This window comes from Pontibacter actiniarum (assembly GCF_003585765.1).
Lineage (GTDB): Bacteria > Bacteroidota > Bacteroidia > Cytophagales > Hymenobacteraceae > Pontibacter > Pontibacter actiniarum.
The window spans coordinates 3,293,540-3,308,673 of sequence record NZ_CP021235.1 but is presented as its reverse complement, the minus strand read 5'-3'; the positions used below and the strand labels follow the sequence as shown (position 1 = coordinate 3,308,673).

The following is a 15,134-nucleotide window of genomic DNA, read 5'->3' as shown; positions in this document are numbered from 1 at the left end:
TCTTATGCAACCAGCTGCTCTTACATTAGCTGGCGCGAGCTTGCAGCTCGTGCCTTCTCTTATGAATAACTGGGCAGTACGAGCTACAAGCCCGCACTAGCATAAAGCAAAAGGGGGCAGCCATACTTGGCTGCCCCCTTCGTTTTTAAGTCTAGCATCTAAGTACTAGCATCTAAAGTCTAACCTTAGTATCCAAAAAGCTCTTCCAGCTTCAGCTGCTTTACCTTTCCGTACTTCTCCAGAGCCTTGAAGTTCAGCTTGTCTTTTGAGCCGATCACAAGTATAGCCTGTGGCTGGGCCTTTACATATTTCTGCTGGAACTCCTGCAGTTGGTCAAAGGTCATGCTGTTGGCGCTTTGGTACACATCCTGGCGGATATCGTAGTTCAGGCCAAGCTTTTTTGCGCGCTCGTAGTCGAACAGGATGCCTGCTTTGGTGATGCGCTCCGTAGAGATGCTGTTGCGCAAGGAGGCGCGTGCGTTCTGGAAGTTGGCATCAGCGAGCGGCATGTCCGTCAGCAGGGTTTGCATGCCGGCCATGGCCTCCTCCAGCTTATCAGACTGTGCCCCGATGTACGAGATCAGGTAATTGGCGCGGCCTTTCTTCGTGGCGGGGCTGTAATAAGAGTAGGTAGAGTAAGCCAGTGCTTTAGACTCGCGCAGGTCCTGGAACACGATGCCGCCCATGTACTCGTTGTACAGCCTTACCACAGGCACAATATCCTTGTTATAAGGCACAGACTTGCTCAGGAACAGCATCTCGGCCTGTACCATATCGTAATCCGCCCAGTAAACGGTTGGCTCTTTGAAGTCGATCTCGGCATACACCTTCTCAGCAGGTACCGGCTTCAGGGTGGCTGGTACGGTGTGTCCCTCGTTCAGCGCGGCAATCAGGTTGTCGGTTTCACGTGGACCATAGTACAGCACGCGGTGCTCATAGGTAGGAATGCTCTTGATGATGCTTACCAGCTCCTGCGGTTTCACGGCCTTCAGCTCCTTCTCGCTTAGCAGCGTGTTGAACGGGTTCTTTTTGCCGTACTTGGCATAGTTAACCATGGCCTGCTGCAGAATGACGCCCTTGTTTTTCTTGGCGTCGGCACGCGCCTTCAGCATGCCCGCCACCATGTCGTTCAGGGCCTGCTGGTTTGGTTTGGCGTTTGCCAGCACACTCTCAAACAGGTTCAGGCCCTGCTCAAAGTTTTCGTCAAGACCTGTCAGGCTCACGTACACCTGGTCGCCGGAAGAGAACACGTCAAACGAGGTGCCCAGCTTGTAGAACTCCTTCTGAAGCTCTTCTGCCGTGTACTTATCGGTGCCCAGGTACTTGAGGTAGTTCACGGCCATCCCCAGTTTCTGGTCGTTATTGGTGCCCATGTCCAGGATGTAGTAGAGCTGGAACAGGCCATTGTCCTTGTTCTGGGTGTACAGCAGCGGAATATCCTGCTTCAACTTTGTCTCCACCAGGTCTTTGGTGTAGTCGACAAACACAGGCTGTAGCGGCTGCACATCCTTCGCCATAAACTCTTTGTAGTAGTCCGACTGCGCATCGCGGTTAACGGCTACCGGCGTAATGGCGGGCTTTTCTACCTTCTGCGCGTTCGGGTCTTTGCCGTTGCGCTTGTACACCAGCACATAGTTGTTGTTGAAGTACTTTTTGGCCACATCCATTACCTCCTGCTTTGTGATGCGGGCAAACTCGTCGCGGCGGTTCACAAACTTCTGCCACGGCATGTCATAGATAAAGGCTGTCACGAAGGCATCTGCACGGTCGCTGTTGTCTTCGTAGGCTTTCATGGTGTTGATCTTGTCGTTGTTCACCACCGCCTGCATCAGCGACTCATCAAAGGCCCCTTTCTTGATCATATCAAGCTGCTGCAGCAAGAGGTCGCGCACCTGGTCCAGCGACTGGCCCTGGCGTGGCATGCCCGTCATCCGGAAGGTGCCGTAGTCTTTCATGGGGGTGTCGTACGCATACGATTGCAGCACCTTCTGCTGCTGGTTCAGGTTCAGGTCTATCAGGCCCGCCTGTCCGTTGTAGAGCAGGTTGCTGATCATCTGCACCACCAGCGCCTCGCGCTCGTTAATGCCCGGCGTGCGGTAAGCAAGCGATACGCTTTCGGCGTCAGGGCCCAGCACTTCGCGCACAATCGGCTGCTGGATCGGCTGCTCCTGTGCCACGGTAAAGCTCGGCACCTGGCGCTCCTCAATGCCCCCCCAGTACTTGTCAATCAGGCGGATGGTCTGGTCAAAGTCAATGTCTCCGGACATAGCAATGGCCATGTTGTTGGGCACATAATACTTGTCGAAGTAGTTTTTGATGGCTGTAACAGACGGGTTCTTCAGGTGCTCAACGGTACCGATGGTTGTCTGCGTGCCGTACTGGTGCGTCGGGAAAAGCTCGGTGTTGATCACCTCGGCTACTTTGCGCCCGTCGCTGTCCAGCGTGCGGTTTTTCTCCTCGTACACTGCCTCCAGCTCCGTGTGGAACAGGCGCGGCACCATCTCCTGGAAGCGGTCTGCCTCCAGCTCCAGCCAGCGCTCCAGCTGGTTGCTCGGGATGTCGTTGGTGTACACCGTCTGGTCTACCCAGGTATAGGCGTTCGTGCCTTTCGCGCCGATAGCCGTCAGTAGTTTATCGTACTCGTTGGCGATGGCATAGGTCGCGGCTACGCCGGAAACAGAGTCGATCTGGTGGTAAATCTGCTTGCGGGCAGCCTCATCCGAGGTGTTTCTGTACTTCTCGTACAGCGCCTCGATCTTGGCCAGTTCCTCCTGCTCTTTCTGCCAGTCGGCCGTGCCCAGCTGGGTAGTGCCTTTAAACACCATGTGCTCCAGGTAGTGGGCCAGGCCGGTGGCATCGGCAGGGTCGTTTTTGCTTCCGGCACGCACGGCAATAAAAGTCTGGATGCGCGGGGCCTCCTCGTAGTCCGACAAGTATACCTTCAGGCCGTTGTCCAGGGTATAGATGCGGGCGTTTAGCGGGTCACCGGGCACTGTTTCGTAGGTGTACTCTTTCTCGGCAGGAGCCGTGGAGGCAGCCGCCGTCGCGTCGGTGGCAGACTGCTGTTGGTATGTCTCGTTCTTGCACTGCGTGAATGTGAGGCCCAGCGCAAGCAATAACAAAGAGGAACCTCTTTTTATAGCCATAGTTTTGATTGTAGTTTACTTATAAATATAGTGTAAATTTTAATTTAATGAAACTTTGAGCACCGGTTAGTTAGCTGCCTGAACTGGCGTAGCGGCTGCCGGTGCGGGCCTGCAATTAGTTTCTGCAGCCGTTGCCCGGTATAACTCCTGCGCTGCAGGTAAAAGCTGCTCCTGCCCATAAAGCAGCCGCCCCTTCTCCTAAAGAAAAGGGGCGGCTGCTTTGTACGTATGCTGCCTTGTGTCTTAAAAATCAGCATCGAGGCCGAAACGCTGCTTCAGGTCTACGAGCACGGGGTACTTTTCGGCAAGGTAGTTAAACTTGTCTGCTGACGTGTAGAGCTTGCGGCCCTCGTCCTGCGGCTCCACCACCTCGGCGGTCAGCTTTATACTTCTGTTGCCCAGCTGCTGCTTCAGCTCCCGCAGGATGTCCGGGCGAAGCGCCGTGAACTGGTCCATCATTACGTGGTTCTCCAGGTGAAGTATAACCTCGTTTTCGGGGCCGATGTGGTACTGGCGGTTGAGGAGCGTAAACTCCATCATGTTCTCGGCTTTCTTGCGGCGCAGGATGGCATGCCACACATTCTTTAGCCTTGCCTCGTCTACCGGCACAACGGCGCCATAGTTCGTGTCTTCCTCCTCTTCGGCTACGGCTACCTCGGCCACAGCGGCCTGTGGGCTCTGGAGGTCCTTCAGGCTCGGCAGCTTGCCTAGCTTCTTTGGGGGCGGCAGCTGCAGGCCTGCCCGCGGTTTATCCGGGGCAGCGGCAGGCATAGGGGGCGCCACTGCCTTCGGTGGCGAGATGTGCGCATCGGGCGTTACTTCCTGCTGCTTCGGAGGCTGTTGCAGGCCCTCCGACGGCAGGCGGTTCTGCTCATGGGGCTGCTGCAGCCGCTCCGACGGTACTGTGCCGGGGCTAGGCTGCTGCATGTCCTGCGATGGAACAGCGGCAGGGGCATGCGGTGCTTGCATGGCTGCTGCTGGTGTAGTGGCACCTGCTGAACCGGTAGCGGCTGGCGCCGGAGCCGCTACCTTAGCTTTTTTTGACCCTTCTCCCTCCTGGGCAAAACTCAGGGCTGCATTCAGGTGCGCCATCTTCATCAGGCACAGTTCCACGTGCAACCGCTGGTTTTTGCTGCTCTTGTAATTGGTGTCGCAGGTGCTAACCAGGTTCAGCCCGGAAAGCAGGAACGATACGCTGGCTTTCTGCGACTGCTCGGCATACTTGGCCTTGATGTTATCCGACACCTCCAGCAGCTGCACCGTTTGCGGGTCTTTGCATACCAGCAGGCTACGGAAGTGCTCGCCAATGCCGATCAGGAAGTTGTGGGCGTCGAACCCGTTCTTCAGAATCTCGTCGAACAGCAGCAGCGAGCCCGACAGCTGCTGTGTTAGCAGGTGGTCGGTCAGGCGGAAGTAGTAATCATAGTCCAGGATGTGGAGGTTCTCCACCGTAGACTTGTAAGTAACGTTGCTGCCCGAGAAGGTCACCATCTGGTCGAAAATCGACAGGGCGTCGCGCAGGGCTCCGTCGGCTTTCTGTGAGATCAGGTGCAGGGCGTCTGGCTCGGCCTGTATACTTTCTTTTTGGGCGATGCTGCCCAGGTGGCGCACCATGTCCTCGATCCTGATCCGGTTAAAGTCGAAGATCTGGCAGCGCGAAAGTATGGTCGGGATGATCTTGTGGCGCTCTGTGGTGGCCAGGATGAAAATGGCATAGGAAGGCGGCTCCTCCAGCGTCTTCAGAAAAGCGTTGAAGGCCTGGTTCGAGAGCATGTGCACCTCATCTATGATATAGATCTTGTACTTGCCCGTTTGCGGCGCGTAACGCACCTGCTCCACCAGGTTCCGGATATCCTCCACCGAGTTGTTGGAGGCGGCATCGAGCTCATGGATGTTAAACGAGCTGTTGCTGTTAAAGCTGCGGCAGGATTCGCACTCGTTGCAGGCTTCTATCTCCGGGGTGATGTTCTGGCAGTTGATGGTCTTGGCCAGGATACGGGCACAGGTGGTTTTGCCCACCCCGCGTGGCCCGCAGAAAAGAAAGGCCTGCGCCAAATGGTGGCTGCTGATGGCGTTCTTAAGGGTATTGGTTATATGATGCTGCCCCACCACGCTGTCGAACGTGGTCGGACGGTATTTACGCGCTGATACTACAAAATTTTCCATTACTACAAAGATAATCAATCCGAAGCTGAGATGGGAGTGCTTTTATCCAGTACTTATCCAGATACTTATCCACCAATCACTGTAAGTATAACAGTAGGTGTATGGCGTTTGGTTTGGTTCCGGGTCCTGTAAAAGGAAGCTTTTTGGAGCAGGGCGGTTATGAGCAGGCAAAGGAGTGGGGAAGCACGGTAGGGCAGGCGCAACAGGCGCTGCTTGTGCTGGTTTGTTAAATTGGACTATAGTGGTGCCGGAAAGTTGTGATAACATTGGGGTTTACACAGCGAAGTACAAGCCGTGTTGCGTGTTTATGGTGTGTAACAGCTGTGTGAAGCTTGTTTGTATCCGTATATATAGATGTTCTGTAGCTGTATGTAAGGTAGGTGTAAAATAGAAATAAAGCAATAGGTGAAATCGTGTTTTTGGCTATAACTATACTTTAATACAGGACGTACACAGTTGAATTAATCCTAGTTAAACTATATCCTGTCAAAATTATGGGCAAAAATCTACGCGCGTACACGCGGCTGGCTCTTGTAGTGGCCATGCTGTTCGGGAGCATTGTTTCTTATGGCCAGGGAAACAGCAAATCCGAGAAAAAACAAGTGCCACAGGCTGCGCTTGATCACATCAAAAAAAACAAGCAGAAACTGGAGGTAACCGAGGAAGACATTGCGGACCTGGAGCTGAGCAGCGAAACGCAGAGCAAGAAGAGCGGCGTGAAGCACCTCTACGTCAAGCAGCTGTACAAGGGCATCGAAATCCACGGGGCCGTCAGCAACATCAGTATGGGAAAGGACGGCCGGGTGATTACCATGGGCAACCGCTTCCACAAAGAAGTGGGCAAGAAAGTAAAGGCAAGCCAGGCGCAGCTGGATGCGGAGAGAGCCGTTATGGCCGCTGCCAGGTACCTGAACACCTCCCTGAAAGAGCCGCTTAAAGTACAGGAGAAGAGCTCCGGGCCCAACAAGGCGGTTACCTTCTCGAAGGGCGGCATCTCGCTGGAGCCCATCACGGCCAAGCTGATCTACCAGCCTATGGAGGACGGCAGCCTGAAGCTCGCCTGGGAAGTAGCCATTTACACGCTGGACGCACAGGACTACTGGCTCCTGCGGCTGGACGCCGACTCCGGAAAGGTGCTGGACAAGGACAACCTGGTGGCCCACTGTAACTTTGAGAACAACGGCCCGGAGGGCAGGGCGCTGCACGAGAGCCACAGCCCGCAAGCGGCCATTCCGTTTGCCCCTGAGGCAGTGGTAGCCGCCGCACCACTGGCTGCTAACTACTATAACGTCTACCCGATGCCTGCCGAAAGCCCTAACCACGGTAACAGGGTGCAGGTAAGCAACACCGCCGCTGACCCCGTCGCCTCTCCGTACGGCTGGCACAAAGTTGGGGCAAACACCTACAATACCACCCGGGGCAACAACGTGTTTGCCTACGAGGACCCGGACAACACCGGCTACGTGGGCGCTGCGCAGGAGGTGTACGGCTACAGCCCGGACGGCGGCTCAGAGCTGGTGTTCGATTTTCCGGTGGATTTTACCAAAGCACCCGTTACCTACCGCGACGCGGCTATTACCAACCTGTTTTACTGGAACAACCTGGTGCATGACGTGTGGTACCAGTACGGCTTCGATGAAGAAAGCGGAAACTTTCAGGCCGACAACTTCGGCAAGGGCGGTACGGCAGGCGACCACGTGATGGCGGAGGCGCAGGATAGCCGCAACATCCCGGCTACCCGGAACAACGCCAACTTCGCCACCACACCTGAGGGGCAGCGCCCCAGAATGCAGATGTACCTGTGGAGCGGCCTCCCGGACCAGGATATGTTTAGAGTGGCCTCGCCGGCAAGTATAGCCGGTAGCTACCCTGCGGTGCAGGCGGTTTTTAGCAAGCCGCTGAACTCCACCCCGCTCACCGGTAAGCTGGTGCTGGTAAACGATGGCTCTGCCAACCCGGCTGAGGGCTGTGCCGCTTTGGTAAACGCTGCCGAGGTAGCAGGCAACATCGCTGTTATCTACCGGGGCTCCTGTGGCTTTGCCGTCAAGGCCGAGCTGGCACAGGCCGCAGGAGCGGTTGCGATGCTGGTTATCAACAACACTTCCGGCGCACCGATAGCAATGGGAGGTACTCCTACTGTGCCTATCAACATACCTGCCGTGATGGTGAGCGACGTAACCGGTGCCAGTATAAGGGCGCAGCTGGACGGCGGCCAGGAGGTAAGCATCGTGCTGAAGGATGATGGCTCCGGCCCGGAAGTGGACGGTGACCTGGACAACGGCATTATTGTGCACGAGTACGGCCACGGCATCTCTAACCGCCTGACAGGCGGGCGCCTGCTGGTTAACTGCCTTAACAACGCCGAGCAGATGGGCGAGGGCTGGAGCGACTGGTTTGGCTTGATGATGACCATAAAACCGGGCGACACAGCGGAGAAGAGCAGGGGGATAGGCACCTACGCCAGCCTGGAGCCAACCACAGGGCAGGGAATCCGCCCTGCGCCGTACTCCCCTGACTTTACGGTGAACGGCTTTACGTACGGCGCAACCAACAACACGGCTATCAGCCAGCCGCACGGGATAGGCTTTGTGTGGGCTACCATGCTGTGGGACATGAGCTGGGCGCTGATCGAAAAGTATGGCTACGACGAGGATATCTACAACGGCAGCGGAGGCAACAACATAGCCATGCAGCTGGTAATCGACGGGCTGAAGCTGCAGGAGTGCAGACCGGGCTTTGTAAACGGCCGCGATGCCATACTGCTGGCCGACAGGATAAACAACGGCGGTGCGAACCAGGAGCTGATCTGGAGCGTGTTTGCCAAGCGTGGCCTGGGCTTTAGTGCCAGCCAGGGGTTAAACACCAGCAGAACCGACCAGGTAGAAGCTTTCGACTTGCCAGCTTCTTATGCTTGCGCTACCCCGCTGACGGTTACGGCTGTGCCTATGTCTGACGTTTACACAGGCGGTGTCGCTACGAACCTGTACCTGGGCTACGGCCCGCAGCAAGTGACCCTGCAGGCAAGCGGAGACGCAACAAACAGCTACTCCTGGAGTGGCAACGGGGAAAGCGGGCTGAGCGATAAGTACATTGCCAACCCGGTGTTTACGCCTACACAGGCAGGTACGTACACCTTTACTGTGGAAGCAGTTAACGAGGAGCAGTGCACCAAGCAGGCAACCATCGTTATAAATGTGGTGGATGTGCGCTGCGGCGATAAAAAGAAGCGTGATAAGGTACTGGTGTGTGTGCAGGGAGCGAGCAACTGCGTGGACCCTAACGCGGTGCCAGCCTTGCTGGCCAGCGCAGGGGCCAGGTTGGGTGACTGCAGCATGAGTATCAGCGTACCGGCTACTGCGGTTGCTGCCACTGGTTTAGACGATGCCAGCGATATTGCCGTGAGCTATCCGAACCCGTTCTCCGAGAGTACCACCATCAGCTTTAAGGCAAAAGAGTCGGGTTACACAGTGCTGCGCGTGTATGATCTTACCGGCCGTGTGGTAGAAACCCTGTTCGAAGGAAACGTCGAAAGCGGGGTGACTTACAACCACAGCTTTAAGGCAGCAGGCAGGAAAAGCGGCGTGTATGTTTACAGAATCATGAATGGTGGCACGACCCGCTCAGGCACCATGTTGCTGATGAAGTAAGCCGCCTCCCTAACCTTTAAAAAGCCCGGCCACAGCAAGTACGCTGTAGCCGGGCTTTTTTGTCAAGGTTTGTATGCCACACTAAAAGTAAAGGCAGCCCTATCAGCGGCTGCCTTTACTTTTAACGCGGTGCAGTTACAGGATTAGTACTGCTTTCCAGGGTGCGATTTGGTCTGTGCATCTTCCACAGCCTCTTCGCCGGTAACGTTGCCTTCAGGCCCGTCGGTGCCCTCCGACATGTTTTTCTTCATCTTCATCATTTTCTCCGTCATCATCTTAATGCCTTCCGCCACTCTGCGGCCGTAGTCCTCGTCAGCCTGGGTAAAATACTCTACCATCTTATCCTGGATGCGCTTATCGCAGGAGGCCAGGTCGTTGGAGAGGTTGTTGATCAGCTCATCGCGTTCCCAGTCTTCAAAGTTGCGGTACGTGTCGCCTGCCTGGCCGAAATGGTTGGTGCGGTCTATGTGCTGGCGTGTCAGGTTCGCCTCGTAGCGTGGCATGTAATCTTTGCCGGGCTTAGGCGCTTCTGATAAACCTCCTAAAACGGACGGCTCATAGTTGACGTGCTTGTTCTGGCCTGGGGCAAAGTCTGTTTTAAAGGCCATAGCACCACCGCGCTGGTTAGTATACACCTGCTTTTTAGGTGCGTTGATTGGCAACTGCAGGTAGTTGGCTCCCACACGGTAGCGCTGGGTGTCGGAGTAAGAGAAGGTGCGGCCCTGCAGCATTTTATCGTCTGAGAAGTCCAGGCCGTCTACCAGTACACCGGTGCCGAAGGCCGAAAGCTCCACTTCGTTGAAGTAGTCTTCCGGGTTTCTGTTCAGCGTCATTTTGCCGACCGGGTACCACGGGAACTGCTCTCGAGGCCACAGCTTGGTATCGTCCAGGGGATCAAAGTCCAGCTCCGGGTGTTCATCATCACTCATGATCTGAACGTTCAGCTCCCACTCCGGGTAGTCGCCGCGCTCGATGGCCTCGTACAGGTCTTGTGTGGCGTGGTTAAAGTTCTTGGCCTGGATTTCCTGGGCCTCTTTCTGGGTAAGATTGCGGATGCCCTGCTTCATCGGCTCCCAGTGGTATTTCACGAGCACGGCCTCACCGTCTGCGTTCACCCACTTATAGGTGTTCACGCCGGAGCCCTGCATCTGGCGGTATGTAGCCGGAATACCCCACGGCGAGTACAGGAAGGTAACCATGTGGGTCGCCTCCGGTGTGCCGGAGAAGAAATCGAAAATGCGCCCTGCGCTCTGAATGTTGGTGATCGGGTCCGGCTTCTGCGAGTGAATCAGGTCCGGAAACTTCATGGCATCGCGAATGAAGAAGATCTTAAGGTTGTTGCCAACCAAATCCCAGTTACCGTCTTCGGTGTAGAACTTCACGGCAAAACCGCGCGGGTCGCGTAGTGTTTCGGGAGAGCCGGATGGGTGGCCCACAGTGGAGAAGCGGACGAAAACCGGCGTTTGCTTTCCTTTTTCCTGAAACAGTTTGGCGCGGGTGTACTTGGAGATCGGGTCGTCGCCCACTTTTCCGTAGGCTTCGAACACCCCATGTGCACCGGCACCTCTGGCATGCACGACACGCTCCGGAACACGCTCCCGGTCAAAGTGCGAGATCTTTTCGATGAAGTGGTAGTTCTCCATGGTCGCAGGGCCACGGTTACCAACGGTTCGAATGTTCTGGTTATCGGTTACAGGGTGACCTTGGCGGGTAGTAAGTGTTCTTTTGTCGTCTGCACCGTTTCCTGAGGCTGCAGTGCTCTTGTTCTGGTTATCCTTCATAGCGCGTTGCCAGTTTGATTGGTTAGATAATGGTTTACACTATAGCTTTATACTCTATCTGGAAAGCTTTAGTTTATAGGTTTCATCTATGGTTTAACAGAGAAAGTTTATAATGTGCGCCCATAAAAGTAATATGCGTGCCCCAGCCGCCGCGTCACCCGAAACAAAAGGGAAAGAAACGCGCACAACTCTCCGCAAAGCTACCTGACAGGCTCATAGCCCCCGGGGATGCCCTGCCTGGAGAGCACGATCTGCCAGAGCTGGTTGTGGCGGGCCCGGAAGGAGCCGGCGCTGGAGAGCAGGTAATACTTCCACATGCGGTAAAACCGCTCCCCGTAACTGCCCTGGAGCTGGCCCCAGCTGGTGTCGAAGTTTTGGAACCAGGCCAGGAGCGTCGGGTCATAGTCGGGGCCGAAGTTGTGCCAGTCCTCCGCCACAAAAACATGCTCCATGGCCGCCCCGAGCTGTTTTACGGAAGGGATAAGGCAGTTTGGAAAGATGTAGGTGTTGGTGAACGGGTCGGCGGAGGTTCTGGAGTAGTTAACGCCAATCGTGTGCAGCAGGAACAGGCCGTTGTCCTTCAGGCAGCGCGCGGCGGTTTCGAGGTAGGTGCGGTGGTTCTTGTAGCCCACATGCTCGGCCATTCCGACCGATACCACATGGTCGAACTGCTCGTTCACATCGCGGTAATCCTGCAGGCGCAGCTCCACAGGCAAGCCTTTGCACAGCTGGCGGCCCAGCTCTACTTGCTCTTTCGATACCGTGACGCCTACTACCTCGGCACCGTACTTCTCGGCGGCAAACTTTGCGAAGCTGCCCCAGCCACAGCCGATGTCAAGCACCCGCTGGCCCGGTTGCAGCCGTATTTTGCGGCAGATCAGATCCAGTTTGTTTTCCTGCGCCTGGTCCAGGGTATCGGCACCTTTCCAGTAGCCGCAGCTGTAGGTCATGCGCTTGTCGAGCATTAGCTGGTACAGGTTGTTGCCGATGTCGTAGTGCCGCTGTGCGTTACGGACGGCCTTGCCTTTTGCCTGCATGTTCAGGAGCCTGGCCAGCAGCGTTTGCAGCACTGCTTTCCAGCCGAAGGCCGCTTGCTGGTAGAGGTTGGCGCGCAGTGCCCGGAAAATGAAGGCATCAATGCGCTCGCAGTCCCACCAGCCGTCCATGTAAGACTCGCCGAGCCCCAGTGTTCCCTGTGTTAATACCCGCTTATAGAACCTGGTGTCGTGCACCTGCAGGTCCCACGGGTCAGGGCCGTTTATTTTGACATCGGCCGCCGCTAAAACCTTCGCCACGGACTGCTGTAAGCCTGGTGTGCCCATCGTGCTGTTTGTGAAGTATAAGTTGTTTATATAGATGTGTTTATGCTTATACTTGCTATGAACGGAAGCAGGGGAGAATGGTTAAAAAAGGAAAGGCCGGCACAGCGCTTCGCAGTAGCTGCAGGGCACCAGGTGCCGGGGCCTCTTGCCGCGCGCAGCAGGCACAGACAGCGCTGAAAGTAAAAGAGAGAGCCGCGACAGCCTAAAGCGAGAGCCTAAACACCGTGCCTACGCCTTCTTTGCTTTCTACCTGTATGCTGCCCTTGTGCAGCAGCATAATGTGCTTGGCCAGGCTCAGGCCAATGCCGGAGCCGTCTTTGTGGGAGGTGAAGAAGGGGATGAAGATGCTCTCCAGCAGATCCTCCGGAATGCCGGCCCCGTTATCCTGTACTTCGATAACGGTCTTGCCGTTTTCCTGGCCTGCGGTAAGTATAACCTTTGGCTCCGGGCGCCCCAGTACGGCCCGCTTGGCGTTCAGGATCAGGTTGATGAGTACCTGCTCCAGCAGGTTCACGTCGCCGTAAAGCGTCAGGCCGGGTGGCGTTACGTGGCAGCGCAGTTCCACGCCAAGCTCCTCCAGTTGCGGCCGCATCAGGCCGGTTATACTTTTAAAGAGCTCCTGCACGTACACCGTCGTCAGCAGCAGCTCCTGCGATTTGCTCAGGTTGCGGTAGAAGTGGGCGAAGCGCAGCAGCCCTTCGCTTCGCTTTTTGATAATGGTGATGCCTTCTTCGGTATCCTGCAGCAGTTCCGGGTCCGGGGCGGCGGCTGGTTCCTGCGCGTACTTTTCCCGCTCCAGGTGCAGGTGGCGGCCCAGCGTGTCGGCCAGCGAGGCAATGGGAGCCACCGAGTTCATGATCTCGTGCGTCATCACGCGCAGCAGCTTTTGCCAGGCCTCTGTTTCGGTGGCGTCCACGGTGGCGCTTACGTTTTTAAGGGCAATCAGCAGCAGCTGGCGGCGCTGCATGGTAAAAGCCGTTGCCGATAAAAGTAGCTGAGACGTGCCCTCCTGCAGCTTTAGTTTGAGGAGCCGGCTGTGGCCCGGCTTTATCGTCTGTAGCGCCTCGTGCAGCAGGGGGTAGCGCGGCTCCAGGCTGTCGATGCTTTTGAGGTAGGGCAGGTGCAGGATCTTCCGGAACGCATCGTTTACCCACTCCACTTCCCCCGTCTCCTCGTCCACGGCCATAATGCCGGTGTCGATCATCCGCAGGATGGTTTGCATGTACTGGAACTGCGCCTCCTGCTCTATGTGCAGCTGCTTGTAGGTATTGTTGATGAGGTTAAAGGCATAGTGCAGCTGCCGCAAAGAGCTGTTGGTGGTGTGCTCGTTAAAGCGCTGCGAGAAATCACGCTGCTTCACCGCCTCCAGGAAGCGGGCCAGCTCGTTGTTGCTGCGGGTAACGTAGGATGCCAGCTCCCACAGCTGCGCCAGCATAACCAGTACGCCGGAGCTAACCTGCAGCCAGGTAAACTGCGCCAGGTAGTACACCGTCACGAACATCATGCCCAGCAAAAGTATAAACCGGACGAATAGCCCGAACTCGAGGCGCTTAAATATCATGCTTGTTCAGTCGGCGGTAGAGGGCGGTGCGGGTAAGGCCCAGCTCTTTGGCGGTGCGGGAGATGTTGCCTTTGTTCTTCTCCAGTGCCCGCACAATCGTTTCGCGCTCAATTTCGCTGAGCGGCACGGGTGTTTCCGGGGTGTAAGCGGCGGCAGGGGCAGCAGGCGCCATTTCCACTGGCGAAAAGCTGAAGTCCTGGGGCTGCAAAGTATGGCTCTCGGCAAGTATGATGGCCCGTTCCACAGCATGCTGCAGCTCGCGTACGTTGCCCGGCCAGCTGTGCTGCTTCAGTTTCTGCAAGGTGGCCGCAGCAAACTCAGGTACAGGTTTGTGGTTCTTCTGGGCGTACACTGCCGCAAAGTGGCGGGCCAGCAGCTCCACATCGCCGTGGCGCTGGCGCAGCGGCGGAAGCATAATCTCTACGGTGTTGATGCGGTAGATAAGGTCTTTGCGGAACTGGTTGCGGGCCGCCAGCTCATAAATAGGCTCGTTGGTGGCCGAAATCAAACGAATATCTACCGGCACAGGCGTGTTGGAGCCCAGCGGCGTTACCTGGCGGTTTTGCAGCACCGTGAGCAGCTTGGCCTGCATGGCCGGCGAAATATTACCGATCTCATCCAGGAACAAGGTGCCGCCATTTGCTGTCTCAAACCTGCCGGCTCTGTCTTCGCGGGCATCGGTAAAAGCGCCTTTCTTAGATCCGAACAGCTCGCTTTCAAATAGTGAGTCGGTGAGTGCCCCCATGTCTACGCTTACAAAAGGGTTGGCTGCCCGGAATGATTTCTCGTGCAGCGCGCGGGCCACCAGCTCTTTGCCGGTGCCGTTTTCGCCAAGTATAAGCACGTTGGCCTCGGTGGGTGCAATCTTCTCAATTTTGTAGAGCACCTCTTTGATGGCGTCGGACTCGCCAAGTATGCTGGTGCTGGTGTTTTTAGGCGGGGCGGCAGCGGTACGTGGCTTCTGTTGCCTCCTATCGAGGGTATGGTGCAGCGTTTCCAGCAGCTTATCGTTGTGCCAGGGCTTCACGATAAAGTCGGCGGCTCCCTCTTTCAGCGATTTGACGGCCAGCTCCACATCGCCGTAGGCGGTAATCAGTATAACTGAGGCGCCTTTGTCTCTCTCCAGGATCTGGCGCAGCCAGAAAAGCCCCTCGTTGCCCGTGTTCAGCGCGCTTTTAAAGTTCATGTCCAGTAAAATGGCATCGAACTTCTGCCGCTCCAGCAGGCCCAGCAGGTTCTCGGGGTTCTTTTCGGTAACTACTTCTTTTACCTCTGTCTTCAGTAGCATTTTCAGGGCGAACAGCACGTCCGTCTCATCGTCTACCACCAACACACGGGCATTCCTTACAGTGGCCATAGGGAGTAAAATTCTGGTTGAGAAACCGAATATACCAATTCTATCTGATAAAAATAAAACCAGGCAACGTTGGCCTAGGCGGGCGGGCGCGTGCTGTGTTTGTACCTGTAACGGAAGCGCACAGGTGTATCCCGTGCAGGTGTATCAAAAGCGT

The 15,134-nt window shown here is 56.1% G+C and carries 8 protein-coding genes; 2 read left to right on the top strand and 6 right to left on the bottom strand.

Going from position 1 to position 15,134, the window contains the following annotated elements; all coding sequences use genetic code 11:
* Positions 1-185: 185 nt before the first annotated feature.
* Positions 186-3,146, bottom strand: a complete 2,961-nt coding sequence (locus CA264_RS14135; RefSeq protein WP_036776228.1) for a M16 family metallopeptidase — start codon at positions 3,144-3,146, stop codon at positions 186-188.
* 243 nt (positions 3,147-3,389) lie between these two features.
* A complete protein-coding gene (locus tag CA264_RS14130; RefSeq protein WP_025608043.1) occupies positions 3,390-5,312 on the bottom strand; it encodes a DNA polymerase III subunit gamma/tau in 1,923 nt (640 codons plus the stop codon).
* A gap of 101 nt (positions 5,313-5,413) precedes the next feature.
* On the opposite strand from CA264_RS14130, the gene CA264_RS22395 reads away from it, so the two are divergent.
* Together CA264_RS22395 and CA264_RS14125 are read left to right on the top strand one after the other, a co-directional pair.
* Positions 5,414-5,542, top strand: a complete 129-nt coding sequence (locus CA264_RS22395; protein ID WP_257791725.1) for a hypothetical protein — start codon at positions 5,414-5,416, stop codon at positions 5,540-5,542.
* Positions 5,543-5,806: 264 nt separating this feature from the next.
* Positions 5,807-8,959, top strand: coding sequence for a T9SS-dependent M36 family metallopeptidase (locus CA264_RS14125; RefSeq protein ID WP_025608042.1), 3,153 nt, complete (start codon positions 5,807-5,809; stop codon positions 8,957-8,959).
* A gap of 143 nt (positions 8,960-9,102) precedes the next feature.
* Here the strand turns inward: CA264_RS14125 and CA264_RS14120 are convergent, their stop codons facing one another.
* The 4 genes from CA264_RS14120 to CA264_RS14105 form a co-directional block, all read right to left on the bottom strand.
* Positions 9,103-10,740, bottom strand: a complete 1,638-nt coding sequence (locus CA264_RS14120; RefSeq protein ID WP_025608041.1) for a catalase — start codon at positions 10,738-10,740, stop codon at positions 9,103-9,105.
* Positions 10,741-10,940: 200 nt separating this feature from the next.
* Positions 10,941-12,062: a cyclopropane fatty acyl phospholipid synthase gene (gene cfa, locus CA264_RS14115; RefSeq protein ID WP_025608039.1), complete on the bottom strand. Its 1,122-nt coding sequence runs from the start codon at positions 12,060-12,062 to the stop codon at positions 10,941-10,943.
* Between the two features lie 202 nt (positions 12,063-12,264).
* Positions 12,265-13,623, bottom strand: a complete 1,359-nt coding sequence (locus CA264_RS14110) for a sensor histidine kinase (protein WP_025608038.1) — start codon at positions 13,621-13,623, stop codon at positions 12,265-12,267.
* Positions 13,613-14,980, bottom strand: coding sequence for a sigma-54-dependent transcriptional regulator (locus CA264_RS14105; RefSeq protein WP_025608037.1), 1,368 nt, complete (start codon positions 14,978-14,980; stop codon positions 13,613-13,615). The genes CA264_RS14110 and CA264_RS14105 overlap by 11 nt, the downstream gene beginning before the upstream one ends.
* Between the last annotated feature and the right edge of the window lie 154 nt (positions 14,981-15,134).

What these genes read in the sequence shown, in the direction of transcription:
- CA264_RS14105 (WP_025608037.1), bottom strand. Translation starts at nt 14,980, where the DNA reads ATGGCCACTGTAAGGAATGCCCGTGTGTTGGTGGTAGACGATGAGACG.
- CA264_RS14130 (WP_025608043.1), bottom strand. Translation starts at nt 5,312, where the DNA reads ATGGAAAATTTTGTAGTATCAGCGCGTAAATACCGTCCGACCACGTTC.
- CA264_RS22395 (WP_257791725.1), top strand. Translation starts at nt 5,414, where the DNA reads ATGGCGTTTGGTTTGGTTCCGGGTCCTGTAAAAGGAAGCTTTTTGGAG.
- CA264_RS14135 (WP_036776228.1), bottom strand. Translation starts at nt 3,146, where the DNA reads ATGGCTATAAAAAGAGGTTCCTCTTTGTTATTGCTTGCGCTGGGCCTC.
- cfa (WP_025608039.1), bottom strand. Translation starts at nt 12,062, where the DNA reads ATGGGCACACCAGGCTTACAGCAGTCCGTGGCGAAGGTTTTAGCGGCG.
- CA264_RS14125 (WP_025608042.1), top strand. Translation starts at nt 5,807, where the DNA reads ATGGGCAAAAATCTACGCGCGTACACGCGGCTGGCTCTTGTAGTGGCC.
- CA264_RS14110 (WP_025608038.1), bottom strand. Translation starts at nt 13,623, where the DNA reads ATGATATTTAAGCGCCTCGAGTTCGGGCTATTCGTCCGGTTTATACTT.
- CA264_RS14120 (WP_025608041.1), bottom strand. Translation starts at nt 10,740, where the DNA reads ATGAAGGATAACCAGAACAAGAGCACTGCAGCCTCAGGAAACGGTGCA.